The organism is Vibrio sp. RC2502, assembly GCF_054850435.1.
On sequence record NZ_CM141453.1, the window covers coordinates 2759286 to 2784875 of the forward strand.

A 25590-nucleotide genomic window follows, 5' to 3' on the forward strand; every position below is an offset into this window, starting at 1 on the left:
TTTTTTTTTGTTACTTTATTGAACAGAAGACGCACAAGGAAACGTTTGTCCTCCTACAAAACTATTAATTATCCCCTTTTTAATGGTTTTGCCCAATGTGCGCCACATTAGCCCACCTTTCCATTTTAAGGACGAGAAAAAATGGCCAAAGTTTCACTGGAAAAAGAAAAGATTAAGATCCTCTTACTCGAGGGACTTCACCCTTCTTCAGTTGAAGTTCTTCAAGCAGCTGGTTACACCAACATTGAATATCACAAAGGTTCGCTTTCAGAGGAAGAACTGATTGAAGCAGTTAAAGATACGCACTTCATCGGTATCCGCTCCCGAACGAATCTATCCGAGGAAGTGATCAATGCGGCAAACAAACTGGTTGCGATTGGCTGTTTTTGTATCGGAACTAACCAAGTCGATCTTGGTGCGGCGGCAAAACGTGGTATTCCTGTATTCAATGCACCGTTTTCAAACACGCGAAGTGTAGCAGAACTCGTGCTTGGTCAGATTCTTCTGCTCCTTCGTGGGATTCCTGAAAAGAACGCTTTAGCACACCGTGGTATTTGGAAGAAGAGCGCAGACAACTCTTACGAAGCGCGTGGTAAACGTCTTGGTATCATTGGTTACGGCCATATCGGTACTCAGCTGGGCATTATTGCTGAAAACTTAGGTATGCGCGTGTACTACTACGACATCGAAAACAAACTATCACTTGGCAACGCAACGCAAATCCACACGATGAGCGAGCTGCTAAACAAATGTGATGTTATTTCGCTGCACGTACCAGAAACACCTGAAACGAAGAATATGATGGGCGAAGAAGAATTTGCTCGCATGAAACCTGGTGCAATCTTCATCAACGCCGCTCGCGGTACCGTTGTTGATATTCCTGCGCTTTGCCACAGCCTAGAAGCAGGTCACTTAGCTGGCGCAGCAATCGACGTATTCCCAGTTGAACCAAAAACAAACGCTGACCCGTTTGAATCTCCACTACAGAAATTCGATAACGTCATTCTAACGCCACACGTAGGCGGCTCTACTCAAGAAGCACAAGAAAACATCGGCGTGGAAGTAGCGGGTAAACTGGCGAAATATTCAGATAATGGTTCAACACTATCAAGCGTTAACTTCCCTGAAGTATCTCTGCCTGAACACGGTCGTGAGTGCTCTCGCTTACTGCACATTCACAAAAACCGCCCAGGTATTCTGACTCAAATTAACACCATCTTCGCAGAAGAAGGCATCAACATCGCAGCGCAGTACCTACAAACTGAAGCTGAGATCGGCTACGTAGTTATTGATGTGGAAACTGAGCGTTCAGAAGAAGCACTAACTAAGCTGAAAAGCATTGAAGGCACGATTCGTGCTCGTATTCTTCATTAAGATGAATCCATACAACAAAGGCAGGGATTATCCCTGCCTTTTCTTTTCGTGTTACCAAAACAAATTATTTTAATTTGTAAACCACATCCACTTGGTCACGAATTACAAGAGTCGAGTCTTGGTAACTGTTCGAACCTTGCTTGCTGTCCATCGCCATTGAGCGCATCAAGACAGGCTGTACATGCATTTGGTTATAGTTAATTTGCCAGATGCCGCCGAGTTTTTTATCAAAGCCAGATGCAAGCGATGCCGCTTTTTCTCTCGCATCTTTGATCGCAGCCATGCGCGCTTTTTGTTGATATTCCGCTTGATTGCTCACTTTCAATTGGATGTTGTCGACCTGATTAATGCCAGCTTTCAACGCCATATCCAAATACTGGTTAAGATCGGCTAAATCTGTCACTGTTACATTGATGCTGCGTGATGCTCTGTATCCAACCAACTCCGCTTTGCCCGATTTAGGGTAGTGATACTGAGGCGCAAGATACAGGTTTGAGCTGGTGATATTGTCCTTTGATAAACCAGCATCAGACAGATATTGGAGAAAATCTTCGACTGTTTTATCGACGGATTGTTTTGCTTGTTCCGCTGTCATGGTGGTATCCACCACTTTTACAGAAAAGGTCGCCATGTCTGGTGTTGCGACCACCTCACCGTAACCCGTTGTTGTTACGTGAGCAAATTCAGGCACATCAGCCAAGACTGAAACACTGCTAAGACTAAGAGCTGAAGCCAGCAAACACGAATACAGTTTCATTCGACAAATCCATCCATATCAATAGTGAAGTGTCTCCACAAATCAGCATCACCGACTTTGTTAAGTCGCCGAGCTGTAGGAGTAAGTGGTTTCATAATAGAAACTTCCGGTGAATATCCAAGCTCCTAACTTCACTTCTAACACAACTTTGACTGTGTAACTTTGGTGTAATTTCAACCATTCGTCATTTAATATTCGTCAGAAATGGCCGTCGATTCAATCACTACTGTGGTAAATGACGCTGTGCATAATTGACAATCGCTTGTGAAATCTCCTGCAATACGCCAGTTTCCAACTGCCAATGGTGCCAATAAATACGATAAGACATCAGGAAGCCAGGCGTAATATCAATTAACGAGCCTTGCTCTAACTCATCAGTAATTTGCAAACGAGGGATCAAACAATATGCCACTCCAGCTAACGCCATTTTGAGAAAAGCCTCTGAGCTGCTGATGTTGTGATGAATCACGCTATCAGGACGCACATTGAAATGCTCCGTGAGAAACTTTTTATGTAAGTCATCATACTGATCGTAGGAAACCGCTGGCGCCTTTGCTAAGGTCTGATTGTTTACACCTTCAGAAAAGTAACGCTGATAAAACTCAGGGTTAGCCACACAAACGTAATCAATTCGTCCTAAGTAATCGGCGCGACAATTTGGTATCGCTTGAGACTCTAAACTGATCGCCCCTGCGACCTCACCACTTTTCAGTTTTTCTATTGAACGTGATTCACCGTAAATCGTCAGCTTCAACTCTACTTGACGAGTTTTCATGACGTCTTGCAAAGCTGGCAGTAACCACGTTGCCAAACTGTCGGCGTTAGTAGCCAAAGACAGTTGCACTGGGCGCGTTGTAGTATCGTTTTTGATCTCAGGTAAAATTTCGTGCTCTAGTAACCGAACTCGGCGGTAAAGCCCCAATAGTTTTTTCCCAATGGGAGTTGGCTTGGGTGGCTGCTCTCGAATTAACACAGGTTGCGCCAAGAATTTTTCGAGCTGTTTAATACGCTGCGAAATGGCAGATTGTGAGACAAACAGATGCTCAGCAGCTCGTTCAAAACTGCCTTGATAAACAACGGCATCCAAGGCTTCTATCCATTTGTAATCCAACCCTCGCATTCACTTTCTCCCAAAAAACCAACACCAAACCGTTAAATAAGTAACTCTAATAATATATTAAAATCATTAATTATACTTATTTAACCAAAGCCATTATCTTTCTCGTCTCTGTCGTTTTCTTAATTATTTGAGGTGTATCGTGAGCTTTTGGGTTTTATTGCAAGGATTTGGTTTAGGGGCATCGATGATCATTCCGATCGGAGCACAAAATGCGTATGTCTTGAATCAAGGCATAAAGCGCAATCACCACCTGACGACAGCCACTATTTGTAGCGTCCTAGATATGATCTTCATTTCTCTAGGTATCTTTGGTGGTGGTGCTATTCTGTCTCAAAATGAAATCCTACTGACATCGGTGACGCTTGGTGGTATTGCCTTCCTGAGCTTCTATGGACTACTTTCGCTTAAAAGCGCATTCAAGCCAGAGAATGAATCGGAATCAAAAGGGGAAGTCGTAGCTCGTGGACGCCGAACGGTCATTTTAGGCGCATTAGCTGTCACCGTGCTCAACCCACATTTGTACTTAGATACCGTTGTTATCTTAGGCTCAATCGGTGGACAATTTGAAGGCCATGATCGAATCGCTTTCGCGTTAGGCACTATTATGGCGTCATTTGTTTGGTTCTATACCTTGTCGATGGGCGCCGCAAAACTCGGGCCTACGCTATCTAAACCGAAAGTGAAAAAAGGCATCGATATCGCCGTTGCACTGATGATGTTCACCATTGCTTATGTACTCGCGAGCGAGCTCATCACTAAATACTGGTAATCCAAACCAAAGGGTATAAATGACATGGAGTCACTGGAAAACATCTATCGCATCAACAAAGAGCGATTGCATTCGCTCTCGATTCCATTTCGAGAATGGCGACATGAAGCCATTCTCGACTTCGACACCGACCTTAAAGTCGCGAAAGAACTCGGCTGGCAAGGCACACATAGCAAAAGCTTATTTTTAACACTCAAAGGTGGCGGGTATGCCGTGTTCATTACTGATAAAGACTCTCGCCTTGATGCCAACACGATTAAAGCAATATTAGGCAAGCGACCTTCTATTGGCAGTGATGAACTCATGCAGGAATTACTTGGCTGCCTACCCGGTGCTGTTTGCCCGATAGGTTTACCACCAGAGGTTGCGATCGTGGTGGATACCAAGCTCTATCATCACGAAGAGTTGCTTTATACACCAGGGCTACCAGAGCGTACCTTCGGTATTGCAGGCATTCATTTAAAACCACTCTTACAGATAGGTAATAACCCTCTGTTTGAAATATAAAAAAAGCGAGGCTAGTGCCTCGCTTTTTAGATTATCTATCGTTCGAATTAAGATTCGACACGGTTCAAATGAACATCCATTTGTGGGAATGGAATTTCGATACCGTTCTCGTCCAATGCTTCTTTAATGCCTTGCATTGAATCGAAGTACACACCCCAGTAATCCGCAGTTTTAACCCAAGGGCGCACTACGAAGTTAACTGAAGAATCTGCTAGTGTTAGAACACCGATAGTCATATCAGGATCTTTCAAAATACGAGGATCTTTTTCTAGCGTTTCGCGAATCACTTTCTTCGTTAGCTTAAGATCGGCTTTGTATGAAACACCGATAACCAAGTCTACGCGTCGCGTTGCATGACGAGAGTAGTTCGTGATTGCACCACCAATAACAGACGAGTTAGGTACAACAACCATTTTGTTGTCTGGTGTTTTTAGAACTGTTTGGAAGATTTGAATCGCTTCAACACTACCCGCTACGCCGCCAATCTCTACATAGTCGCCAGATTTAAATGGACGGAATGCAACAATCAGTACGCCTGCCGCAAAGTTTGATAGAGAACCTTGTAGAGCAAGACCAACAGCAAGACCTGCCGCACCGATTACAGCAACAACCGATGCCGTTTGAACACCTAAACGGCCCAGAGCTGCGATAAGTACGATAACGAATAGTAGGTAACGAACAAGACCGTGAATAAATTCTACGACCGCCTTATCCATGTTTTTCTTTTCAAGTACTTTGGAAACACTGCCAGCGACTGCTTTAACGATAATATTACCGATAAATAGGATAATCAGCGCTGAAATAATGTTCACACCGTACTGAATAAGTAGGTCTGAGTTGTTTGTAAGCCAAGTCTCAGCTTGAGTCAGCCCATCTGTTAGAGTGGTATCGATACCCATCGATTCACCTGCCATAATTCTTATCCTCAAAAATAAAGATATATAAATCTAATTGCCGTTAACTTATGAGCCTTGTTTTTTATAGGCCCTTATCTACAACAATATCCCTATTGCCCAACTGAACAGTGTCAGATTTTTGGCACGATATCCCAACTTTGACATTTTGCAAAGTCAGAGTTTCGCAAAGATATGCAAAACAAGGCTTTATCAGAATTTTCTGATATCGACCTGTTACAGAGTACGCAATGCTTTAACATTTCGCCACTTCTATTACCTAGATTCATGCGAAGCGGCTAAAAAACAACCTAATGATTATTGGCGCATTATTAATACGTACTTACATGCCCCTATCCATTCTTCTATTCAGCATGGGTATAAATCTATTAACGTTGAAGAAAGCCAAATGACAGACACAAAAAAAACCCGCTCAAAGAGCGGGTTTTTAGATAACTCAATTCAGACGAATTATAGTACGTCGATTGCGTTAAGGTCAGCAAATGCTTGCTCAAGACGAGTAACCATTGAAGCTTGACCAGCACGTAGCCATACGCGTGGATCGTAGTACTTCTTGTTTGGCGCGTCTTCGCCAGTTGGGTTACCGATTTGACCTTGTAGGTAATCGTGGTTTTCAGCTTCGTACTGACGGATACCATCCCAAGTTGCCCACTGTGTATCAGTATCGATGTTCATTTTGATAACACCGTAGCCGATAGATTCACGGATTTCTTCTAGAGAAGAACCAGAACCACCGTGGAATACGAAGTTTAGAGAGTTCGCTGGAAGACCGAATTTCTCAGAAACGTACGCTTGAGAATCACGTAGGATAGTTGGAGTTAGAACAACGTTACCTGGCTTGTAAACGCCGTGTACGTTACCGAAAGATGCTGCGATAGTGAAACGGTGGCTGATAGCGTTTAGTTTCTCGTATGCGTATGCAACGTCTTCTGGAGAAGTGTATAGCTCAGACGCGTCCATATCAGAGTTGTCAACGCCGTCTTCTTCACCACCAGTACAACCAAGTTCGATTTCTAGAGTCATGTTCATTTTAGCCATGCGCTCTAGGTACTTAGCAGAAATTTCGATGTTCTCTTCTAGAGACTCTTCAGAAAGGTCGATCATGTGAGAAGAGAATAGAGGTTTACCAGTTTGCGCGAAGTACTCTTCACCAGCGTCTAGTAGACCGTCGATCCATGGTAGAAGTTTCTTAGCAGCGTGGTCAGTGTGTAGGATTACTGGAACACCGTAAGCTTCAGCTACAGCGTGAACGTATTTCGCACCAGCAACAGCACCTAGGATTTGAGCTTCTTGACCTTCAAGTTTTAGACCTTTACCAGCAAAGAAAGCAGCGCCACCGTTAGAGAACTGAACGATAACTGGAGCTTTAACTTTTGCAGCTGCTTCAAGTACTGCGTTTACAGAGTCAGTACCAACACAGTTTACTGCTGGAAGTGCAAAGTGGTTTTCTTTTGCAACTTCAAATACTTTCTGAACGTCATCGCCAGAGATAACACCTGGTTTTACGAAGTCGAAGATCTTAGACATGGATGTAATCCTATTTATCTGTCGTTTTTAAACAAAACTTGTTAAGTTGAAAATCTTGCAAACGTTTGCTCACAACTGAGGCTATTCTAGCAGAGTTCCTCTCACGTTGCAGCAAACAAGAAAGCGGGAGAGTAACTCCCCCGCTTTGCTTAAATTACTTAGCGCGTGCTTCTAGCATTTCTACTGCTGGAAGAACTTTACCTTCTACGAACTCAAGGAAAGCGCCGCCGCCAGTAGAGATGTAAGATACGTCAGCTTTGATACCGAACTTGTCGATAGCTGCTAGCGTGTCACCACCACCTGCAACAGAGAAACCTTCAGAAGCTGCGATAGCTTCAGAGATACCTTTAGTACCTGCTTCGAAGTTCTTGAATTCGAATACACCTACAGGACCGTTCCATAGGATAGTTTTCGCGTTTTTAAGGATTTCAGCTAGAGCAGCTGTTGATTCTGGACCAAGGTCGAAGATCATGTCGTCGTCTTGTACTTCAGAAACGTGTTTGATTTCTGCTTCTGCGTTCTCGTCGAATGCTTTCGCACATGCAACGTCAGTTGCCACTGGAATTGCACACTCGTCCATTAGCTTCTTAGCAGTGTCTACTAGGTCAGCTTCGTATAGAGATTTACCAACGTTGTGACCAGCAGCAGCGATGAATGTGTTAGCAATACCACCACCAACAACAAGTTGGTCAGCGATTTTAGATAGAGATTCAAGAACAGTTAGCTTAGTAGAAACTTTTGAACCACCTACGATAGCAACCATTGGACGAGCAGGCTTGTCCATTGCTTTGCCTAGAGCTTCTAGTTCGTTTGCTAGTAGAGGACCAGCACAAGCTACAGGAGCGTGCATACCAACGCCGTGAGTTGACGCTTGAGCACGGTGAGCCGTACCGAATGCATCCATTACGAATACGTCACATAGTGCTGCGTATTTCTTAGATAGCTCTTCTTCGTTTTTCTTCTCGCCTTTGTTGAAGCGAACGTTTTCTAGAACAACAAGCTCACCAGCGTTTAGTTCTAGGCCATCTAGGTAATCTTTAGCAAGTTTAACTTCGCAATCTAGTGCGTCGTTTAGGTAGTTAACAACTGGTTGTAGAGAGAACTCTTCAGCGTATTCACCTTCAGTTGGACGACCTAGGTGAGAAGTAACCATTACTTTAGCGCCAGCTTCTAGGCAGTGCTTAATAGTTGGAAGAGATGCGATGATACGTGCATCAGAAGTTACTTTACCGTCTTTTACTGGCACGTTTAGGTCAGCACGGATGAATACACGTTTACCTGCAAGATCCAGGTCAGTCATCTTGATTACAGACATGATGTGTCCTCTCAAATATTTAATAATTAAAGTTTTTGAAAACTCGGCAACCCTGCCAAGCCTGTTAATTCTTCAAACTGGTTATAGATATGGAGATACGTCAGATTTATTTCAAGGCTTGAAATAAAAATTCTCTCCATCACTTCTTCACCTTTAAAGCTCCACTTGTGAAGAAGCTTTCATTGCTAAAGCGGTATCCAGCATCCGGTTAGCAAAGCCCCATTCGTTATCGCACCAAACGAGCATTTTTACTAATTGCCCGTTACTCACTCTTGTCTGAGTTCCATCCACTATCGCGCTATGGGGATCGTGGTTAAAGTCGATGGAAACGAGTGGCGATTCAGTATAGTCAACAATGTTACGTAATGTACACTGAGATGCGTTAACAATGGTTTGATTTACGTCATTAACTTTCACATTTGTATTAATTGTGACACTTAAATCCATTGCAGTGACGTTAACTGTCGGAACTCGAACGGAAATGGCTTCGAATTTGTTGGAAAATTTCGGGAAGATTCTTTCAATTCCTTTATGCAACTTGGTGTCAACAGGAATGATAGATTGGCTCGCAGCTCGAGTACGACGTAAGTCATTATGGTAGGCATCAATAACTTGTTGGTCGTTCATGGATGAGTGGATTGTGGTAATGGTACCTGACTCAATCCCAAATGCTTCATCCAATACTTTGATGATGGGAACAATACAGTTGGTGGTACATGAACCATTGGACACCACGCGGTGTTCATCTTTGAGGGTTTCGTGGTTCACACCGTAAATAATGGTGTTATCGAGATCGTTCGCTCCTGGATGAGAGAAGAGCACTTTCTTCGCTCCGGCTTCGATATGGGCAAGACCATCCGCCTTTGAACCATAAACGCCGGTACAATCTAAAACGATATCGACCTCAAGGTCGCGCCAAGGAAGCAGTTCAATTTCAGAGAGATGAAGAATTCGGATGGCATCATATTCACCGCTTTCATGGTGAACATTCAAATGTTCTTGATCGTGGGAGATTTTCTTACCAAAACGGCCATGACTGGTGTCATATTGTAGAAGGTGAGCCATTGCCTCTGGTTGAGCAAGCTCATTAACCGCTACCACTTTAATCTGCTGATGTTTGCCGCTTTCATAGACAGCTCGCAGAACATTACGACCTATACGTCCAAATCCATTGATCGCAACTTTTAGCATTTATCCTTCGCCCCACCAAAAATTTCGTGGCACAGATAGTACCTGATAAGGCTGAAAAACGCACCTAATGAATCATAGTAAAGCATGATTTAAACAGGCTGGGACATAGCCCAGCCTTCTTTGAAAGAGATTAGAACGCTACGTCTAACCCTAACCAGTAACGACGTCCATCTTCGACGTACCCATATTCTTTGTAGTTGATGTCTTCATCGAACAGGTTGTAAATCGCACCTTTGATCTTGGTGTTATCCGTCAACTGATACGTTACGCCGGCATCTACAAACGTATAAGCAGGTTCAACGATGCTGTTGCGTGATGGGCCAGTGACCGGATCCATTTCTTTGCCTCGGTAGGTCACTTTCGTCCAACTCTCTAGGTTGTCTGTTGTTTGCCAAGTGACATCAACATTAAACAGATGCTTTGGAAGTTGCTGAAGTGGCATGCCTTTGTATTCACCCGTTTTTTGCTCCGAGTCGGTAAAGGTATAGCTTGAGCTTAAGTAGATAGTCTCGGTTAGTGGTTTCGCCAACGTTGCTTCTACACCCTGAGTAACAGCTTCATCCACATTAATGCGGTAAGTAGGATCCGCCCCCCATTGGTTTGGGCCATCCGTACAAATTGTATCTGGGCACACCACGCGAGTAATCTTATCTTTAAACTCATTGTGGAAGGCGGTTAACGTCACATCAAGACCAGAATCACCTTGGTAAAGCACACTGATTTCTTTGTTCAGTGAAGTTTCCGGATCCAAATCTGGGTTACCATAAATATTGCCGCCACCACTGACTTGCGCCCAACCTGGGGTAATTTCACGTAACTGAGGAGAGCGGAAGCCTGTCGCCACACCGCCTTTGACCGTCCAAGCAGGATCAATACGCCACACACCATACACTCTCGGGCTAAAATGCGCGCCGTAGTTTTCATCGTGATCCAAACGACCACCTAATGTCAGACTAAAAGGTTCTGCGATCTTCCATTCATCTTCGATGAACACAGCCCATTGTGTATTTGATGCTTTCGTTTTAGATGATGCTTTGTTAGACGTAAAATCTTCCAACTCGGCATGCGTCGCATCGACACCAGTTGTCAGAGTATGCGCGCCCAACCCTTTAACTAGGCTGGATTTAAACGTGGTGTTTACAATAGTCATTTCGCGAGATTTGTTTTCACTCTCCTCGCGCTGCAAGTAGGTATCAGAATTACCCAATAACTCCCACTCCCCGGTGTGACTAAGCGTAACGTAGTTGCGACGGTATTCATTTAATGAATCTTCACAGCCTCTACGACAGCCCGTCGTAGGTACAGAAAGACCAACATTACCGCGACGACTTTGTGCCGATGTACCACCCTCTAACTGCACAGAGTGACGATCATTGATTTGATAGATCAGTTTTGAAGAGATGCTCTGCATATCTTTGTCTTCATAACCATAATCAATGTCATCTTCTTCCCTTGCGGTGTATTGACCATAAACCTGTAGCAACAAGTTTTCTGCAAGAGGGCCATTTACAAAGAAGTTCGCACTCTGTTCACCACCAGAACGGCTGTTTTCTTGGATAACCGTCCCCAGCTGCACATTACCTGTCCACTCAAGCGCATCTTTACGGGTGATCACGTTAATCACCCCCCCAATCGCATCGGAACCATACAGCGTCGACATCGGGCCACGGATCACTTCGATTCGCTCAATGGCTTGAAGTGGTGGCAACCAACCTTGTTCAATACCAGGGCCATCGCTATTTGGGCGAGTTTCGCGAGTACTTTGGCGCTTACCATCCACAAGAATTAACGTGTACTTAGAGCCCATACCACGAATGCTGATATCGGTTGTATCACCACCACCAGTCACAACAACACCCGGCACACTTTTCAGTGCATCAGTCACGTCGCGGTAGTAGCGCGAGTCCAATTCTTCTCGCGAGATAACACTAATACTTGCAGGCGCATCCGCTTGGGATTGCTCATAACTTGACGCTGTCACCACGACGGTTTCCATTTTAGAAACTGAGTCGTTAGCAAATACATGAGGGACACTGACGAAGGCTAAAACACCAGTTGCAGTTAGCACTGGCAGTCTAAGAGTGGACATCTACATCTCCATAATTGATAATGATTATTATTTTCGAAGTGGAATTATTCATAAATAGAATGAGATGCATAGTGAGAGTTATGGAACGGTTCTTCCCATATATGGAATCCGTACATAACGCAGTAAGGAGTAAGATATGCACGACTTAGCATCAATTCGTGCTTTTGATGCGCTTAACCAACACAAAAGTTTGACCGCAGCCGCCAAAGCACTGAATCAGCCGAAATCCACCGTGAGCCGCCGCTTAGCACAATTAGAAGCCGACTTTGGCCAAGCGCTAACGACTCGACAAGGCAACCGCTTGATTCTGACACGCGCGGGGGAGATTTTTGCCGACTACAGCCGCCAGATCCTAGAGCTCAGCGAGGAAAGTTATGAGGCGCTTCAAGGCTTAAATAATCAAGTATCAGGCTCTCTACATATCGTTTGCCACGCAGCGTTAGTTCGCAGTTGGTTAGGCGATGTGCTCAATGAATTTCTGGCGGAGAACCCTGACGTCAGAGTCCAGCTCACCAGTGATTTTTCCGATACACACCACGATCCAGATTTGTTTATCTGGCTAGGTGAATACAAAGGGCTGGATTGGCGCAAAGAAACGCTTGGCGTATTTCGTTACACCCCATTCGCGTCGCCAAACTACATCGAAAAACATGGCCCCATCCACCACCCGAGAGAACTAAACAAACATCCGTGGATAGATTTTGGGTCGATACAAGAGAATGGTTTGCTACTCTCGCACCCAGAACAAGGGGAGTTTTTTCTAGAACCATTTGTCAGCCGACTCTATAGCGACAACATTGCTATGCAGATCGATAGTATCGCCAACGGACACGGCATTGGTCTCTTGCCAACTTGGACTGCACAAGGGTATGAGAAACATCACCCCGGCCGTATCACCCCATGCCTTGAAGACTGGCTTTCAGAGCCAATAACGATCAACTGTTATACACCAGCAGGGCGCCATCCTCTTCGCTTATCCGTACTGCTTGAAGATATTCACCAAAGTATTCCGCTAGATTGGAAATATTGAGACAAATAAAAAGGCCATCAACATGATGGCCTTTTCTCACAACCGCTCAACAGAGTCGGTTTAAACAACTGTCTCGATTACGCTAGTAGTTCTTTTGCTGTGTTCACTACGTTTTCTACAGTGAAACCAAACATTTCGAACAACTGGTCAGCAGGTGCAGATTCACCGAATGTTGTCATACCGATGATGCGACCGTCGAAACCAACGTACTTGTACCAGAAGTCTGCGATGCCCGCTTCAATAGCGATACGTGCTGTTACGTCTGATGGTAGAACTGCTTCACGGTAAGCTGCGTCTTGTTTGTCGAATGCATCTGTTGATGGCATTGAAACAACGCGTACTTTCTTACCTTCTGCTGTTAGTTGTTCAGCGGCTTTCACTGCTAACTCAACTTCAGAACCTGTTGCGATTAGGATTAGCTCAGGTTTGCCATCGCTGTCTTTCAGGATGTAACCACCTTTCGCGATGTCTGCAACTTGCTCAGCGCTACGTGGTTGTTGCGCTAGGTTTTGACGAGAGAAGATAAGTGCTGTTGGTGCATCTTTACGTTCAATCGCTAGTTTCCATGCTACAGCAGACTCAACTTGGTCACATGGACGCCATGTGTTCATGTTTGGAGTCAAACGTAGAGACGCCATTTGCTCAACTGGTTGGTGAGTTGGGCCATCTTCGCCAAGACCGATAGAATCGTGTGTGTACACTTGGATGTTCTGAATTTTCATCAAAGCAGCCATACGCATTGCGTTACGAGCGTATTCCATGAACATTAGGAATGTTGCGCCGTAAGGAACGAAACCACCGTGTAGTGCGATACCGTTCATAATAGCAGTCATACCAAATTCACGTACACCGTAGTGGATGTAGTTACCAGAGAAGTCGTTCGCTTCTAGAGACTTAGAACCCGACCACATGGTTAGGTTAGAAGGTGCTAGGTCAGCAGAGCCGCCCATAAATTCTGGTAGCATTTGACCGAAAGCTTCTAGAGCATTTTGAGATGCTTTACGTGACGCAATGTTTGCTGGGTTTGCTTGAAGATCAGCAATGATTTGGTTTGCTTTCTCTTCCCACTCAGCAGGAAGTTCGCCATTTAGACGACGCTTAAGCTCTGCTGCTTCTGTTGGGTAAGCCGCTGCGTATGCTTCGAACTTCGCGTTCCACGCTGCTTCTTTTTCAGCGCCAGCTGCTTTTGCATCCCACTCTGCGTATACATCAGCAGGGATTTCAAATGCAGGGTGTTCCCAACCTAGGAATTCACGTGCTGCTGCGATTTCTTCAGCGCCTAGTGGTGCACCGTGACAGTCGTGAGAACCCGATTTGTTTGGAGAACCAAAACCGATGATAGTCTTCGTACAAATTAGCGTAGGACGAGGGTCTGCTTTTGCAGCTTCAATCGCTGCGTTGATTGCTTCAGAATCGTGGCCATCCACTGCTGGGATTACGTGCCAACCGTAAGCTTCGAAACGCTTAGGTGTATCGTCAGAGAACCAACCTTCAACGTGACCATCGATAGAGATGCCGTTGTCATCCCAAAATGCGATCAGTTTACCTAGGCCTAGCGTACCAGCAAGAGAACATGCCTCATGCGAGATACCTTCCATCAGACAGCCATCACCCATGAACACGTAAGTGAAATGGTCAATGATGTCGTGGCCTTCTTTGTTGAATTGTGCTGCTAGCGCTTTTTCTGCTAGAGCCATACCAACAGCGTTCGTGATACCTTGACCTAGAGGACCTGTTGTCGTTTCGATGCCTGGTGCGTAGCCGTACTCTGGGTGACCTGGAGTCTTAGAGTGAAGCTGACGGAAGTTTTTCAGATCATCGATAGATAGCTCGTAACCGCTCAAGTGCAGTAGAGAGTAGATCAGCATAGAACCGTGGCCGTTTGAAAGTACAAAACGGTCGCGATCTGCCCACTCTGGGTTAGCTGGGTTGTGGTTTAGGTGAGAGCGCCAAAGAACTTCAGCGATATCAGCCATACCCATAGGTGCGCCTGGGTGGCCAGAGTTAGCTTGTTGAACACCATCCATGCTTAGAGCACGAATTGCATTGGCAAGATGTTTACGAGACGACATGTCTGCTCCTGAGTACATTAAGCGAAACGAAAAAAGAGGTCACAATTCTCTCAAAGCCAAGTTGGGTGTGCAAACGTTTTCCAACCCAAAACCTCACAAATATTGCACCTTTCAGTTCAAATACATCGAAGTTCTAAAAATTATCAATAATTCAAGCAAACGTTTGGTTATAACAAAAACCAAAAAAGAGCTTGTAATTCGAGCAATCAAAATTAGAATAGACGTCTAGATGTAGATACACCTACAAATATTAGTATTAATTTGCGCTGAGGAGTTTATCATTCCTCAGTTTTAAACCAGATATAGTGGAGCTAACATGGCTAAGCACCTGTTTACTTCTGAGTCAGTATCAGAAGGTCATCCAGATAAAATTGCAGACCAGATTTCTGATGCGGTTCTTGACGCGATTCTAGAGCAAGATCCAAAGGCTCGTGTTGCATGTGAGACTTACGTTAAAACCGGTATGGTAATGGTGGGTGGTGAAATCACGACTTCAGCATGGGTTGACATCGAAGAGTTAACTCGTGAAACCGTTCGTGAAATCGGCTACGTACACTCAGATATGGGCTTTGACGCGAACTCTTGTGCTGTTCTAAACACAATCGGTAAACAGTCTCCAGATATTAACCAAGGTGTTGATAAAGCTGACCCTAAAGAGCAAGGTGCAGGCGACCAAGGCATCATGTTTGGTTACGCATGTAACGAAACTGAAGTACTCATGCCAGCGCCAATCACTTACTCTCACCGTCTTGTTGAAAAGCAAGCAGAAGTTCGTAAAAACGGCACACTACCTTGGTTGCGTCCAGACGCAAAATCTCAGGTAACGTTCCAGTACGACCAAGGTAAGATTGTCGGTATCGATGCTGTTGTTCTTTCAACTCAGCACTGTGATTCAATCTCTACGCCTGACCTACGTGAAGCAGTAATGGAAGAGATCATCAAACCTGTTCTTCCTGCAGAGTGGATCAGCAAAGACACTAACTTCTTCATCAACCCAACCGGTCGTTTCGTTATCGGTGGCCCAATGGGTGACTGTGGTCTAACTGGTCGTAAAATCATCGTAGATACTTACGGCGGTGCAGCTCGTCACGGTGGCGGTGCATTCTCTGGTAAAGATCCATCGAAAGTAGACCGCTCTGCAGCTTACGCAGCACGTTACGTAGCGAAAAACATCGTAGCGGCTGGTATGGCTGACCGTTGTGAAATCCAACTTTCTTACGCAATCGGTGTTGCTGATCCAACGTCTATCATGGTTGAAACGTTTGGTACCGAGAAAGTATCTCACGACATCATCATTGAAGCGGTTCGTCAATTCTTCGACCTACGTCCATACGGTCTACAAGAAATGCTTAACCTACTTCAACCAATCTACAAGAAGACAGCAGCATACGGTCACTTCGGTCGCGAAGAGTTCCCATGGGAAGCGACTGATAAAGCTGAGCTTCTACGCGATTTCGCTGGCATCAAGTAATCGAGCCACGCAAGAATCAACAAAGCCCTCGCCTTATGGCGGGGGCTTTTTGTATCGAACATTCCTCCCTCCCCTTGCCGAACAAAAATTCAGCAATTATTTGTAAATTCCCCTATCACCGCCAATAGTTAACATAATGTTAAATGCACTTTTCGATGCATATAACACCGAGTAATAAGATGTAGGTTCACGTGGTGAAGTCCGTGATTAAAACACGTAAACCAAACATCCTTTTGTATGGCTCGATACCAAGTCACTGTACTCCTTAAGATAACCATTGAGATGATCGAGTACTGACGACCTTGGTAAGCGTTGACACCGTGGGAATTAATCAAGGAGGAGTTATGCCTCGTACCGTGAATCCATCTGACTTCCAAAGCAAACGAAAGGAAGTGCCAGATAATGAATACGCCAGAACCATTCCGTGTAACACCGTCAATCTGAGTGCCCCCTTTCATTGGTTAGCTCTGGGGTTACATGATTTCGTACGTATGCCTCTCATCAGTGCTTTTTACGGCATCTGTTTTATGGCAGCAGCGATTGGTATTGTGCTTCTGGTGCAATGGCAAGGCACACACTTAGTGGTGATGCCAAGCCTCATCGTCTATATGCTCATAGGTCCGTTTTTAGCACTGGGTCTTTATGATGCGAGTTGGGAGAGAGAACGTGGGCACAAAGCGCGCCTGCTCCATTCCATGAAAGCGATTGGTCGTAACTCAAGCTCACAATGGGCGTTCGCAGTATTGCTCGCCGTCTGTATGATTTTCTGGATGCGTATCGCTGCGCTGCTCCACGCGTTGTACCCATCCGTACAAGGCGCACCACTGACTGAGTTTTTGCCTTTTCTGGTCATAGGTTCATTGGTTGGATTCGTGTTGGCTTGTATCGTATTTAGTATCTCTGCATTTTCGATTCCATTAATGATGGAGCGCCGTGTCGACATGATGACAGCGGTGTTTACTAGCTTTAACGCAGTGAAATCCAATATTCCGGCCATGATTGTTTGGGCAGCGATTATTTGTGGCGGTATCTTAATTGGCTTTGCTACCTACGGAATCGGTATGTTGTTTACCATGCCAATTTTGGGCTACGGTACATGGCACGCCTATCATGCAACCATCAAGAAAAAACACACGCCTTAACGGACAAATGCTATGATTCAGCCCTCGCCAACGCGGGGGCTTTTTATTGAATACACCGGAGTATGGATGGACATTGAACTGAGTTATAAAGCCAAGCAAGTCATGGTTGATTGTATATCTTTGGCACAGCAGGCATTTAAGCGCTCATTCCCTATCCCAAGCATCACATTCAACGTTCGCGGCAAAGCTGCAGGAAAAGCCTACCTTCAATTAAATCAGATTCGTCTCAACCCTATTTTATTTAGAGAAAATCCACAGGCATTTTTGGAAGAAGTAATTCCTCATGAAGTCGCCCACTTAATCACCTACCAAGTGTACGGCAGAGTTCGACCACACGGAAAAGAGTGGCGGGGCGTCATGGAATCCGTATTTGGTATTCCTGCCAACACCACACACCGCTTTGAAGTTACCTCAGTCCAGGGCAAGACGTTTGAATATCGTTGCGGCTGCATGACCTACCCGCTCTCGATTCGCCGACACAATAAAGTTCTGCGCAAAGAGGCAACCTACTCCTGTCAAAAATGCCACCAGCCTTTGAATTTTACAGGTGTTCAACTTTCTTAATTTCGCCGGTGAGAAACAGCGGCGATCACTTGTTTGTTTTTATTATTAACAGACTCATTACTAAAGCCAATCTCTGAGTGGTAGAATGATTAAAGTCATACTTTTTAAAGACTTTAATCATGAAATACTTGTTTACTCTGTTTCTCTTTGTTCTTTCTAGTTCCGCTTTTTCTGCCCCTCCTAGCTCATTTTCTGCCGCCAAACGTGAAGCGGTGAAAATCTATCAAGACCACCCAAGCAGTTTTTACTGCGGTTGTGATATCCAGTGGCAAGGCAAAAAAGGGGTTCCTGACTTAGCCTCTTGCGGTTACCAAGTTCGCAAACAAGAAAAACGCGCAGCTCGCATTGAATGGGAACATGTGGTTCCTGCCTGGCAATTCGGCCACCAGCTCCAGTGTTGGCAAAGCGGTGGGCGTAAAAACTGTTCGCGCAACGACACGGCTTTTAAGCTCATGGAAGCGGATTTACACAACCTGACCCCAGCGGTTGGTGAGGTGAACGGTGACCGTTCTAACTTCAACTTCAGCCAATGGAACGGCATGGATGGTGTCAGCTATGGCCGCTGCGACATGCAAGTGAACTTCAAGCAACGCAAAGTAATGCCACCCGACAGAGCTCGCGGCTCGATTGCACGTACTTACCTGTACATGAGCAAGGAGTACGGATTCAAACTCTCCAAGCAACAAACTCAGCTAATGAGTGCTTGGAACAAAACCTATCCGGTAGATAAATGGGAATGTGAGCGTGACGAGCGCATCGCCAAAGTACAAGGTAACCACAACCCGTTTGTTCAAGAGGCTTGCCGCGCACTGTAAAAACACAAGCGCACCCGAGCTTTTTTGAGGCGTTTCCTTCATTCGAAACGCCTCTTGCCCCTTGTTTTTTCGGTGGAAAGCATCCATGTTAGGAACTAAGTTTATTCTCTTGCTGGAAATCTCATGCGTATCCCTCGAATTTATCATCCAGAAACCATTCATCAACTTGGTACCATCGCTTTAAGTGAAGACGCTGCAGGCCATATCGGCCGAGTACTTCGCATGAAAGAAGGCCAAGAAGTTCTATTATTTGACGGCAGTGGCGCAGAGTTCCCAGCAGTGATCAGTGAAGTCAGTAAAAAGAACGTTCTCGTTGACGTGACTGAGCGCGTCGAAAGCAATATTGAATCCCCTCTCGACTTACATCTTGGCCAAGTCATTTCACGTGGCGATAAGATGGAGTTCACCATCCAGAAATCAGTAGAGCTTGGCGTTAATACCATCACACCACTTATTTCTGAACGTTGTGGCGTAAAGCTGGATCAAAAACGTTTTGAGAAAAAGCTCGCGCAGTGGCAGAAGATTGCGATCAGTGCGTGTGAACAATGTGGTCGCAACGTAGTACCAGAAATTCGCCCAATCATGAGCTTGGAACAGTGGTGCCAAGAAGAGTACGATGGTCTAAAGCTCAACCTTCACCCTCGTGCAAAATACTCAATCAACACCCTGCCGACACCTGTAGAGAAAGTGCGTCTTCTGATCGGCCCTGAAGGCGGTTTGTCTTCAGAAGAGATCGACATGACTCGCGAATACCAATTTGAAGAGACGCTACTCGGCCCGCGCGTTCTACGCACCGAAACTGCGGCTCTGACAGCAATTACAGCCTTACAAGTTCGTTTCGGCGATCTTGGTTAAAACGGAGAAAAATAATGATCAAACTCGGTATTGTAATGGACCCAATCTCGTCCATTAACATCAAGAAAGACTCTAGCTTTGCCATGATGCTTGAAGCGCAACGCCGCGGCTATGAAATCCACTACATGGAAATGAACGATCTTCACCTAGACCAAGGCAAAGCGATTGCCGACACTAAAGTGGTTGAGCTGAAAGAAGATCCAAACGGCTGGTACGAGTTCAAATCAGAGCAGACGATCGAACTGTCTGAGCTCGACGCGGTACTCATGCGCAAAGATCCTCCGTTTGATACCGAGTACATCTACGCGACTTACATTCTTGAGCGTGCTGAAGAACAAGGCGCATTGATCGTTAACAAACCTCAAAGCCTACGCGACTGCAACGAAAAACTGTTTACCGCTTGGTTCCCAGAACTTACGCCAACCACAATCGTGACACGCAAAGCAGAAAAAATTAAAGCCTTCCGTGAGGAGCACGGCGATGTGATCCTCAAACCTCTTGATGGTATGGGCGGCGCTTCAATTTTCCGCGTAAAAGAAAACGATCCAAACGTGTCGGTGATCATCGAGACGCTGACTAACCATGGTCAAAACTACGCGATGGCGCAAACCTTCGTGCCAGACATCAGCAATGGTGATAAACGTATTCTTGTTGTTGACGGTGAACCGATGCCTTACTGTCTTGCGCGCATTCCTGCTAAAGGCGAAACGCGCGGCAACCTAGCCGCTGGTGGTACTGGTGAAGCTCGTCCGCTAAGCGAAACAGATATGAAGATTGCTCAAGCTGTTGCTCCGACTCTAAAAGAAAAAGGGCTTATCTTTGTTGGTCTTGATGTGATTGGCGACAAGCTAACTGAAATCAACGTGACTAGCCCAACTTGTATTCGTGAAATCGAAGCGGCATTCGACATTTCTATTACTGGCAAACTGATGGATGCCATTGAACGTCGTGTGAAAGGCGAATAACTGAATTTATAGTACAGTTATAGTAGAGAACCAGACATTATCTTAAGCAAACTCATGCACATAGTAGCGAGTTTGCTTAAGTGCATTTACGAGTCTTAAAGGTCGGTATGAGAATGAACCTCACAAACCATTTTTTAGTAGCCATGCCTGGAATGAAAGATCCGTATTTCCAGAATAGCGTTATCTACGTTTGTGAACATAACGAAGAAGGCGCTATGGGCCTGATGATCAACGCGCCTGTTGATATCACCGTAGGCAACATGCTCAAGCAAGTTGACGTGCAGCCTGTTCACCCGCGCCTGTTTGAAGCCAGCTTAGATAGACCCGTCTACAATGGCGGTCCAATCTCAGAAGACCGTGGTTTTATTCTACATAAACCGAAAGATTACTATGAATCCAGCATTCAAATGACCGACGACCTTGCTGTCACCACTTCACGAGATATTCTTTCCGTATTGGGGACAGAGGCTGAGCCAAGTGACTATTTAGTTGCTCTTGGTTATTCCGGTTGGAGTGCCGGTCAGTTAGAAAATGAACTGGTTGAAAACTCTTGGCTAACCATCGAAGCCACACCAGAAATCATCTTCGATACGCCCATTACAGAGCGCTGGAAAAAAGCGGTAGAAAAGCTAGGTATCGACCCAAGCCAATTGTCGGCAGACGCAGGTCATGCGTAACACAACCGCCTTCCTTAACTTCTACTTCATTAAGATTTGAGACACTGTATGTCACGTACAATAATGGCCTTCGACTTCGGTACTAAAAGTATTGGTAGCGCGATTGGTCAAGAAATCACTGGCACCGCTTCACCACTGAAAGCGTTTAAAGCCAATGATGGCATTCCAAATTGGGATGACATCGAAAAACAAATTAAAGAATGGCAGCCAGACTTGTTGGTCGTAGGCTTGCCAACGGATTTGCATGGTAAAGATTTAGAAACCATCACCCCGCGAGCGAAAAAATTCGCGAAGCGTCTGCAAGGTCGTTATGGCTTGCCTGTTGAATTGCATGATGAGCGCTTATCAACTTCAGAAGCGCGTGCAGAATTGTTCAGTATGGGTGGCTACAAAGCCTTATCGAAAGGCAATATCGACTGCCAATCTGCCGTGGTCATTCTGGAGAGTTGGTTTGAAGCGCTTTGGGGTGAATAAACCTCGCAAGCACAATGAAAAAGGTTGGCAGAAGCCAACCTTTTTTGTGTCTTGAATACGCTTAATCCATATCGATTTTGACGTTGGCAAGACTACCTGTAGAGAATGGCTCACCACGCTGTGTTTTCAGCATTAAACGAAGATCGTTGGCTGAATCCGCACTGTGCAGTGCATCCTCTTCGCTGATCTTACCTTGCATCACCAACTTGTAGAGCGATTGGTCAAACGTCAGCATGCCAAACTCATTGGATCGTGCCATGGTTGATTTCAATTCGTGTAAATCACCACGACGGATCAAATCCGACACTCGTGGACTGTTTAGCAAGATCTCAAACACACCATGACGTCCTTGACCATTCTTATCGCGGATCAGCTGCTGACCAATCACGCCTTTTAGGTTCATCGACAAATCAAACAAGAATTGCTCTTTTTGATCTTTAGGCACCAAATGGAGAATACGTTCTAACGCTTGGTTGGCGTTGTTGGCGTGCAACGTTGCCATACACAAGTGACCCGTTTCGGCGAAGGTCATCGCGTATTCCATCGTTTCTCGGCTACGGATCTCGCCAATCAAAATCATATCTGGCGCTTGGCGCAACGAGTTTTTCAGTGCGACTTCATAGCTTTCGGTATCCAAACCCACTTCACGCTGAGTCACGATACAACGCTTATGCTCATGCACAAATTCGATCGGATCTTCGACCGTCAAGATGTGACCGGTTTTGTTGCTGTTTCGATAGCCCGTCATCGCCGCCATCGTGGTCGATTTACCCGAGCCAGTCGCGCCGACCACCAGCACCAAACCACGCTTGGCAATCGCTAAGTCTTGCAGCACTAAAGGCAGTTTTAACTGCTCAAAAGTAGGAATGATGGTTTCGATACGGCGAATAACTGCACCCGGCAGTTCTCGCTGAAAAAAAGCACTAACACGGAAGCGACCACAATCTCTGACGATAGCAAAGTTTGATTCGCGGCTTTTGCGAAACTCCTGACGCCGATCCGGATCCATTGCGCTATCAAGCAACTTTGCAACATCATGTTCGGTGAGTTTCTCCCCTTGCGGACGCAATTCGCCATCCACACGAAATAGAATTGGCGCACCAACCGTGATGTAAAGATCCGACGCTTTTAGCGTCAACATACCTTCAAGAAATTTATTCAGATCCATCTTCCGTATTCACCATTATCTGTATGAGCGTTACGAGAATTGCTGCACTTCAAGTCCAATCTTGCTGTCGACTTCTTCGCGCGAAACCATACCTTGCGCCATCAACTGACGGGCATTTTGTTCCATGGTTTGCATTCCATGCGCGGCACCCGTTTGAATGATTGAGTACATCTGCGCGACTTTGTCTTCGCGAATCAAGTTACGAATCGCGGGCGTTGCCATCATGATTTCGTGACAAGCGATACGACCACCGCCATTACGTTTCAACAGTTTTTGCGCGATAACCGAACGAAGGGATTCAGACAACATGGAACGCACCATGTCTTTGTCACTACCTGGGAACACATCGATGATACGGTCGATGGTTTTTGCTGCTGAACTGGTGTGCAACGTACCGAAAACTAGGTGACCCGTTTCCGCCGCCGTTAACGCTAGGCTGATGGTTTCTTTGTCACGCATCTCACCGACAAGGATCACATCTGGGTCTTCACGCAATGCGCTGCGTAGCGCGTTTTGGAAGCTATGGGTATCACGGTGAACCTCACGTTGGTTGATCAAACACTTATTGTTGTTGTGAACAAATTCAATCGGATCTTCAATTGTGAGGATATGCTTGTTGTGATTACGGTTAATGTAGTCAACAATGGCTGCTAAGGTTGTCGATTTACCAGAACCCGTTGGGCCAGTAACCAAAACCAAACCTTTTTCAGCATTCGCGATTTTTTTGAAGATCTCTGGCGCTTCTAGCTCTTCCAGAGTTGGGATGCTACTTGGGATGGTACGGAACACTGCCGCACAACCGCGAGATTGGTTGAAAGCGTTGACACGAAAACGGCCAACGTTATGCAATTCAAAAGAGAAATCGACTTCGAGTTTTTCTTCGAACTCACTGCGCTGGGCATCGTTCATGATTTCAAAAACCAAACGATGCACTTCTTGGTGTGTAAACGCTGGAATGCCCAGTTTTCTCACATCACCATCAATACGAACCATTGGTGGTACACCTGCAGAAAGATGTAGATCCGAAGCATTATGTTTTACACTAAAATCCAGTAACTCAGTGATATCCATTTAAAATCCTTAAGTCTAAAGTACAGCTATGAGTAGTATTCAACAAAATATTGAACATATCACCTCTCAAATTCGACGCGACGAACAAAAATGTGGTCGATCTCCAGAGTCAGTGCAACTTCTAGCGGTAAGCAAAACTAAACCTGTCGAGGCAATTCTCGAAGCCTACCAAGCGGGACAAACCGCGTTTGGTGAAAACTACGTCCAAGAAGGCGTCAGTAAAGTTCAGCACTTTGCCGAGCATTATCCAGATAATCGAATCGAATGGCACTTCATTGGCCCGATTCAATCGAATAAATCGCGACTTGTTGCTGAACATTTCGATTGGGTTCACACCATTGATCGCGCTAAGATCGCACAGCGACTCAATGAGCAACGTCCGCAAGAACTCAAACCATTGCAAGTGCTGATTCAAGTCAACACCAGTGGTGAAGATTCCAAATCTGGCGTTAGTGACGCAGAAATATTCGAACTGGCTGAGTTGATTTCTCGCCTTCCCAACCTCACTTTAAGAGGATTGATGTCGATTCCTGCGAACGTGTCAGACTACGACGCCCAGCTTCGTGAGTTCGAGAAGCTAGCGACACTGAAGCAAACCCTTGAACAGCAATACCCAGAAATCGATACCTTATCGATGGGCATGAGTGGCGACATGACCGCTGCGATTGAAGCAGGCAGCACCATGGTTCGTATCGGAACGGCTATCTTTGGCGCGCGAGACTACAGCACGAAAAGTGAATAGTCATTTAAGAGCGAAAATGCTTAATTGATACCGCGATGAAACAGCGGTTAACGCAAAGCGGCGCCATTATACACCTGAGCGCACAATAAATCGTAAATATCATGATGGAAATCAGACAAATGGAACATAAAAAGATCGCCTTTATCGGTGCGGGAAACATGGTCAGAGCCATTGTTTCGGGCCTCGTGGCTAACGGCTACCCTGCACAAAACATTGTTGCAACCGCCCCATCAGAGGCGCGTCGTCTGCCGCTTGAGCAAGATTTTGGTATCCGCACCACCAGCGACAACATGCTGGCAGCGTCCGAGGCCGATGTGGTGGTTCTGTCTGTGAAACCACAAATGATGGCGGATGTTTGTAAACCTCTGCAATCTATCGACTTTAGCAACAAGCTCGTGATTTCTATTGCGGCAGGCATCAATTGTTCACGTTTGGATGAGATGCTAGCGACAAAATTGAATTTGGTTCGCGTAATGCCAAACACTCCATCTCAGTTGGGTTTGGGCATGAGTGGCTTATTCGCTCCAGAACATGTCAAAGAACAAGACAGAGCCTTTGCTGCAGAACTGATGCAAGCGGTTGGTAAAGTGTGCTGGGTGGAACAAGAATCAGGCATCAACAATGTGATTGCAGCAGCAGGCAGCGCTCCGGCATACTTCTTCCTGTTTATGGAAGCGATGCAAGCTGAAGCGATAGCTCAAGGTTTTGATAAAGAAACGGCTCGTTTGTTGGTTCAACAAGCAGCGCTGGGTGCGGCAAGTATGGTGGTGAGCAATCCAGACACCGAACTTTCGACACTGCGTGAAAACGTGACTTCGAAAGGCGGCACAACCGCCGAAGCACTTCGTACATTCAACGAGCATCAGTTAACGGACATCGTTGCAAAAGCCATGCAAGCTGCGGTTGCTCGCGCAGAAGAAATGGAAAAACTGTTTTAATTATCTGGATGATTCTCAAGAAACATCATCCACTACTTGTTAA

Annotated in this window: 24 protein-coding genes; 14 read left to right on the forward strand and 10 right to left on the reverse strand. The window is 45.5% G+C overall.

The genetic code is table 11. The features are described 5' to 3' along the window. Positions 1 to 141 precede the first annotated feature (141 nt). Positions 142 to 1374: a phosphoglycerate dehydrogenase gene (gene serA, locus ACYJZR_RS12800; protein ID WP_005482463.1), complete on the forward strand. Its 1233-nt coding sequence runs from the start codon at positions 142 to 144 to the stop codon at positions 1372 to 1374. Positions 1375 to 1438: 64 nt separating this feature from the next. On the opposite strand, the gene ACYJZR_RS12805 is transcribed toward serA, so the two are convergent. Beyond that, positions 1439 to 2131, reverse strand: a complete 693-nt coding sequence (locus tag ACYJZR_RS12805) for an oxidative stress defense protein (RefSeq protein ID WP_005482489.1) — start codon at positions 2129 to 2131, stop codon at positions 1439 to 1441. A 223-nt stretch (positions 2132 to 2354) separates the two neighbouring features. Continuing rightward, on the reverse strand, positions 2355 to 3251 hold the full coding sequence (locus tag ACYJZR_RS12810; protein WP_005482449.1) for a LysR family transcriptional regulator ArgP: 897 nt from the start codon (positions 3249 to 3251) through the stop codon (positions 2355 to 2357). Between the two features lie 139 nt (positions 3252 to 3390). Here ACYJZR_RS12810 and ACYJZR_RS12815 point away from each other — a divergent pair, with 139 nt between their 5' ends. Further along, on the forward strand, positions 3391 to 4020 hold the full coding sequence (locus ACYJZR_RS12815) for a LysE/ArgO family amino acid transporter (protein WP_017449137.1): 630 nt from the start codon (positions 3391 to 3393) through the stop codon (positions 4018 to 4020). Between the two features lie 24 nt (positions 4021 to 4044). Next, entirely contained in the window at positions 4045 to 4527 is a 483-nt protein-coding gene (locus ACYJZR_RS12820; protein ID WP_005493893.1) for a YbaK/EbsC family protein, read from the forward strand. Between the two features lie 47 nt (positions 4528 to 4574). On the opposite strand, the gene mscS is transcribed toward ACYJZR_RS12820, so the two are convergent. The 5 genes from mscS to ACYJZR_RS12845 all read right to left on the reverse strand — a co-directional run bounded on the left by mscS (position 4575) and on the right by ACYJZR_RS12845 (position 11563). After that, positions 4575 to 5441, reverse strand: coding sequence for a small-conductance mechanosensitive channel MscS (gene mscS, locus ACYJZR_RS12825; RefSeq protein ID WP_005482477.1), 867 nt, complete (start codon positions 5439 to 5441; stop codon positions 4575 to 4577). 450 nt (positions 5442 to 5891) lie between these two features. Next, positions 5892 to 6968, reverse strand: coding sequence for a class II fructose-bisphosphate aldolase (gene fbaA / locus ACYJZR_RS12830; RefSeq protein ID WP_005482445.1), 1077 nt, complete (start codon positions 6966 to 6968; stop codon positions 5892 to 5894). Between the two features lie 154 nt (positions 6969 to 7122). Next, positions 7123 to 8283 carry a phosphoglycerate kinase gene (locus ACYJZR_RS12835; protein ID WP_005482432.1) on the reverse strand — a complete coding sequence of 387 codons (1161 nt, stop codon included), beginning with the start codon at positions 8281 to 8283 and terminating at the stop codon, positions 7123 to 7125. Between the two features lie 153 nt (positions 8284 to 8436). Further along, entirely contained in the window at positions 8437 to 9474 is a 1038-nt protein-coding gene (gene epd / locus ACYJZR_RS12840) for an erythrose-4-phosphate dehydrogenase (RefSeq protein ID WP_005461726.1), read from the reverse strand. Between the two features lie 130 nt (positions 9475 to 9604). After that, a complete protein-coding gene (locus ACYJZR_RS12845; RefSeq protein WP_140163345.1) occupies positions 9605 to 11563 on the reverse strand; it encodes a ligand-gated channel protein in 1959 nt (652 codons plus the stop codon). Between the two features lie 136 nt (positions 11564 to 11699). Between ACYJZR_RS12845 and ACYJZR_RS12850 the strand changes: the two genes are divergently transcribed. Further along, positions 11700 to 12593 (forward strand): LysR family transcriptional regulator, encoded by an 894-nt coding sequence (locus tag ACYJZR_RS12850; RefSeq protein ID WP_065779652.1) that lies wholly within the window; start codon positions 11700 to 11702, stop codon positions 12591 to 12593. A gap of 77 nt (positions 12594 to 12670) precedes the next feature. On the opposite strand, the gene tkt is transcribed toward ACYJZR_RS12850, so the two are convergent. Continuing rightward, positions 12671 to 14665 (reverse strand): transketolase, encoded by a 1995-nt coding sequence (gene tkt / locus ACYJZR_RS12855; protein WP_021486725.1) that lies wholly within the window; start codon positions 14663 to 14665, stop codon positions 12671 to 12673. A 316-nt stretch (positions 14666 to 14981) separates the two neighbouring features. On the opposite strand from tkt, the gene metK reads away from it, so the two are divergent. The 8 genes from metK (at position 14982) to ruvX (ending at position 21628) form a co-directional block, all read left to right on the forward strand. Further along, the gene (metK, locus tag ACYJZR_RS12860; RefSeq protein ID WP_005461723.1) at positions 14982 to 16136 is read left to right on the forward strand and encodes a methionine adenosyltransferase; all 1155 of its coding nucleotides are present in this window, start codon (positions 14982 to 14984) and stop codon (positions 16134 to 16136) included. Positions 16137 to 16480: 344 nt separating this feature from the next. Further along, positions 16481 to 17278: a DUF2189 domain-containing protein gene (locus ACYJZR_RS12865; protein WP_005461722.1), complete on the forward strand. Its 798-nt coding sequence runs from the start codon at positions 16481 to 16483 to the stop codon at positions 17276 to 17278. A 66-nt stretch (positions 17279 to 17344) separates the two neighbouring features. Further along, positions 17345 to 17842, forward strand: a complete 498-nt coding sequence (locus ACYJZR_RS12870; RefSeq protein ID WP_020835372.1) for a SprT family zinc-dependent metalloprotease — start codon at positions 17345 to 17347, stop codon at positions 17840 to 17842. Between the two features lie 119 nt (positions 17843 to 17961). Then, positions 17962 to 18657: a deoxyribonuclease I gene (endA, locus tag ACYJZR_RS12875; protein WP_005493878.1), complete on the forward strand. Its 696-nt coding sequence runs from the start codon at positions 17962 to 17964 to the stop codon at positions 18655 to 18657. 123 nt (positions 18658 to 18780) lie between these two features. Then, the gene (rsmE, locus tag ACYJZR_RS12880) at positions 18781 to 19512 is read left to right on the forward strand and encodes a 16S rRNA (uracil(1498)-N(3))-methyltransferase (protein ID WP_005461719.1); all 732 of its coding nucleotides are present in this window, start codon (positions 18781 to 18783) and stop codon (positions 19510 to 19512) included. Positions 19513 to 19526: 14 nt separating this feature from the next. Next, positions 19527 to 20477: a glutathione synthase gene (gene gshB / locus ACYJZR_RS12885; RefSeq protein ID WP_005425823.1), complete on the forward strand. Its 951-nt coding sequence runs from the start codon at positions 19527 to 19529 to the stop codon at positions 20475 to 20477. A 113-nt stretch (positions 20478 to 20590) separates the two neighbouring features. Then, positions 20591 to 21154 (forward strand): YqgE/AlgH family protein, encoded by a 564-nt coding sequence (locus ACYJZR_RS12890; RefSeq protein WP_005461717.1) that lies wholly within the window; start codon positions 20591 to 20593, stop codon positions 21152 to 21154. A gap of 48 nt (positions 21155 to 21202) precedes the next feature. Further along, positions 21203 to 21628 carry a Holliday junction resolvase RuvX gene (ruvX, locus tag ACYJZR_RS12895; RefSeq protein ID WP_005461715.1) on the forward strand — a complete coding sequence of 142 codons (426 nt, stop codon included), beginning with the start codon at positions 21203 to 21205 and terminating at the stop codon, positions 21626 to 21628. Positions 21629 to 21689: 61 nt separating this feature from the next. Here ruvX and ACYJZR_RS12900 read toward each other — a convergent pair whose 3' ends face one another. Next, positions 21690 to 22796 (reverse strand): PilT/PilU family type 4a pilus ATPase, encoded by a 1107-nt coding sequence (locus ACYJZR_RS12900; RefSeq protein WP_005461714.1) that lies wholly within the window; start codon positions 22794 to 22796, stop codon positions 21690 to 21692. Between the two features lie 30 nt (positions 22797 to 22826). Beyond that, positions 22827 to 23867, reverse strand: coding sequence for a type IV pilus twitching motility protein PilT (locus ACYJZR_RS12905; RefSeq protein ID WP_005461712.1), 1041 nt, complete (start codon positions 23865 to 23867; stop codon positions 22827 to 22829). A 28-nt stretch (positions 23868 to 23895) separates the two neighbouring features. On the opposite strand from ACYJZR_RS12905, the gene ACYJZR_RS12910 reads away from it, so the two are divergent. Both ACYJZR_RS12910 and proC read left to right on the forward strand, forming a co-directional pair. Next, on the forward strand, positions 23896 to 24609 hold the full coding sequence (locus tag ACYJZR_RS12910; protein WP_005461710.1) for a YggS family pyridoxal phosphate-dependent enzyme: 714 nt from the start codon (positions 23896 to 23898) through the stop codon (positions 24607 to 24609). A gap of 119 nt (positions 24610 to 24728) precedes the next feature. After that, positions 24729 to 25547 (forward strand): pyrroline-5-carboxylate reductase, encoded by an 819-nt coding sequence (gene proC / locus ACYJZR_RS12915; protein WP_005482485.1) that lies wholly within the window; start codon positions 24729 to 24731, stop codon positions 25545 to 25547. The last annotated feature ends 43 nt before the right edge of the window (positions 25548 to 25590 follow it).

Bases quoted from the DNA above. Each gene is read 5' to 3' on its own strand.
- ACYJZR_RS12810 (WP_005482449.1), bottom strand. From the start codon at position 3,251: ATGCGAGGGTTGGATTACAAATGGATAGAAGCCTTGGATGCCGTTGTT.
- ACYJZR_RS12850 (WP_065779652.1), top strand. From the start codon at position 11,700: ATGCACGACTTAGCATCAATTCGTGCTTTTGATGCGCTTAACCAACAC.
- epd (WP_005461726.1), bottom strand. From the start codon at position 9,474: ATGCTAAAAGTTGCGATCAATGGATTTGGACGTATAGGTCGTAATGTT.
- ACYJZR_RS12900 (WP_005461714.1), bottom strand. From the start codon at position 22,796: ATGGATCTGAATAAATTTCTTGAAGGTATGTTGACGCTAAAAGCGTCG.
- metK (WP_005461723.1), top strand. From the start codon at position 14,982: ATGGCTAAGCACCTGTTTACTTCTGAGTCAGTATCAGAAGGTCATCCA.
- ACYJZR_RS12905 (WP_005461712.1), bottom strand. From the start codon at position 23,867: ATGGATATCACTGAGTTACTGGATTTTAGTGTAAAACATAATGCTTCG.
- ACYJZR_RS12870 (WP_020835372.1), top strand. From the start codon at position 17,345: ATGGACATTGAACTGAGTTATAAAGCCAAGCAAGTCATGGTTGATTGT.
- fbaA (WP_005482445.1), bottom strand. From the start codon at position 6,968: ATGTCTAAGATCTTCGACTTCGTAAAACCAGGTGTTATCTCTGGCGAT.
- endA (WP_005493878.1), top strand. From the start codon at position 17,962: ATGAAATACTTGTTTACTCTGTTTCTCTTTGTTCTTTCTAGTTCCGCT.
- ACYJZR_RS12890 (WP_005461717.1), top strand. From the start codon at position 20,591: ATGAACCTCACAAACCATTTTTTAGTAGCCATGCCTGGAATGAAAGAT.
- ruvX (WP_005461715.1), top strand. From the start codon at position 21,203: ATGTCACGTACAATAATGGCCTTCGACTTCGGTACTAAAAGTATTGGT.
- ACYJZR_RS12865 (WP_005461722.1), top strand. From the start codon at position 16,481: ATGCCTCGTACCGTGAATCCATCTGACTTCCAAAGCAAACGAAAGGAA.
- proC (WP_005482485.1), top strand. From the start codon at position 24,729: ATGGAACATAAAAAGATCGCCTTTATCGGTGCGGGAAACATGGTCAGA.
- tkt (WP_021486725.1), bottom strand. From the start codon at position 14,665: ATGTCGTCTCGTAAACATCTTGCCAATGCAATTCGTGCTCTAAGCATG.
- rsmE (WP_005461719.1), top strand. From the start codon at position 18,781: ATGCGTATCCCTCGAATTTATCATCCAGAAACCATTCATCAACTTGGT.
- ACYJZR_RS12845 (WP_140163345.1), bottom strand. From the start codon at position 11,563: ATGTCCACTCTTAGACTGCCAGTGCTAACTGCAACTGGTGTTTTAGCC.
- gshB (WP_005425823.1), top strand. From the start codon at position 19,527: ATGATCAAACTCGGTATTGTAATGGACCCAATCTCGTCCATTAACATC.
- mscS (WP_005482477.1), bottom strand. From the start codon at position 5,441: ATGGCAGGTGAATCGATGGGTATCGATACCACTCTAACAGATGGGCTG.
- serA (WP_005482463.1), top strand. From the start codon at position 142: ATGGCCAAAGTTTCACTGGAAAAAGAAAAGATTAAGATCCTCTTACTC.
- ACYJZR_RS12805 (WP_005482489.1), bottom strand. From the start codon at position 2,131: ATGAAACTGTATTCGTGTTTGCTGGCTTCAGCTCTTAGTCTTAGCAGT.
- ACYJZR_RS12820 (WP_005493893.1), top strand. From the start codon at position 4,045: ATGGAGTCACTGGAAAACATCTATCGCATCAACAAAGAGCGATTGCAT.
- ACYJZR_RS12835 (WP_005482432.1), bottom strand. From the start codon at position 8,283: ATGTCTGTAATCAAGATGACTGACCTGGATCTTGCAGGTAAACGTGTA.
- ACYJZR_RS12910 (WP_005461710.1), top strand. From the start codon at position 23,896: ATGAGTAGTATTCAACAAAATATTGAACATATCACCTCTCAAATTCGA.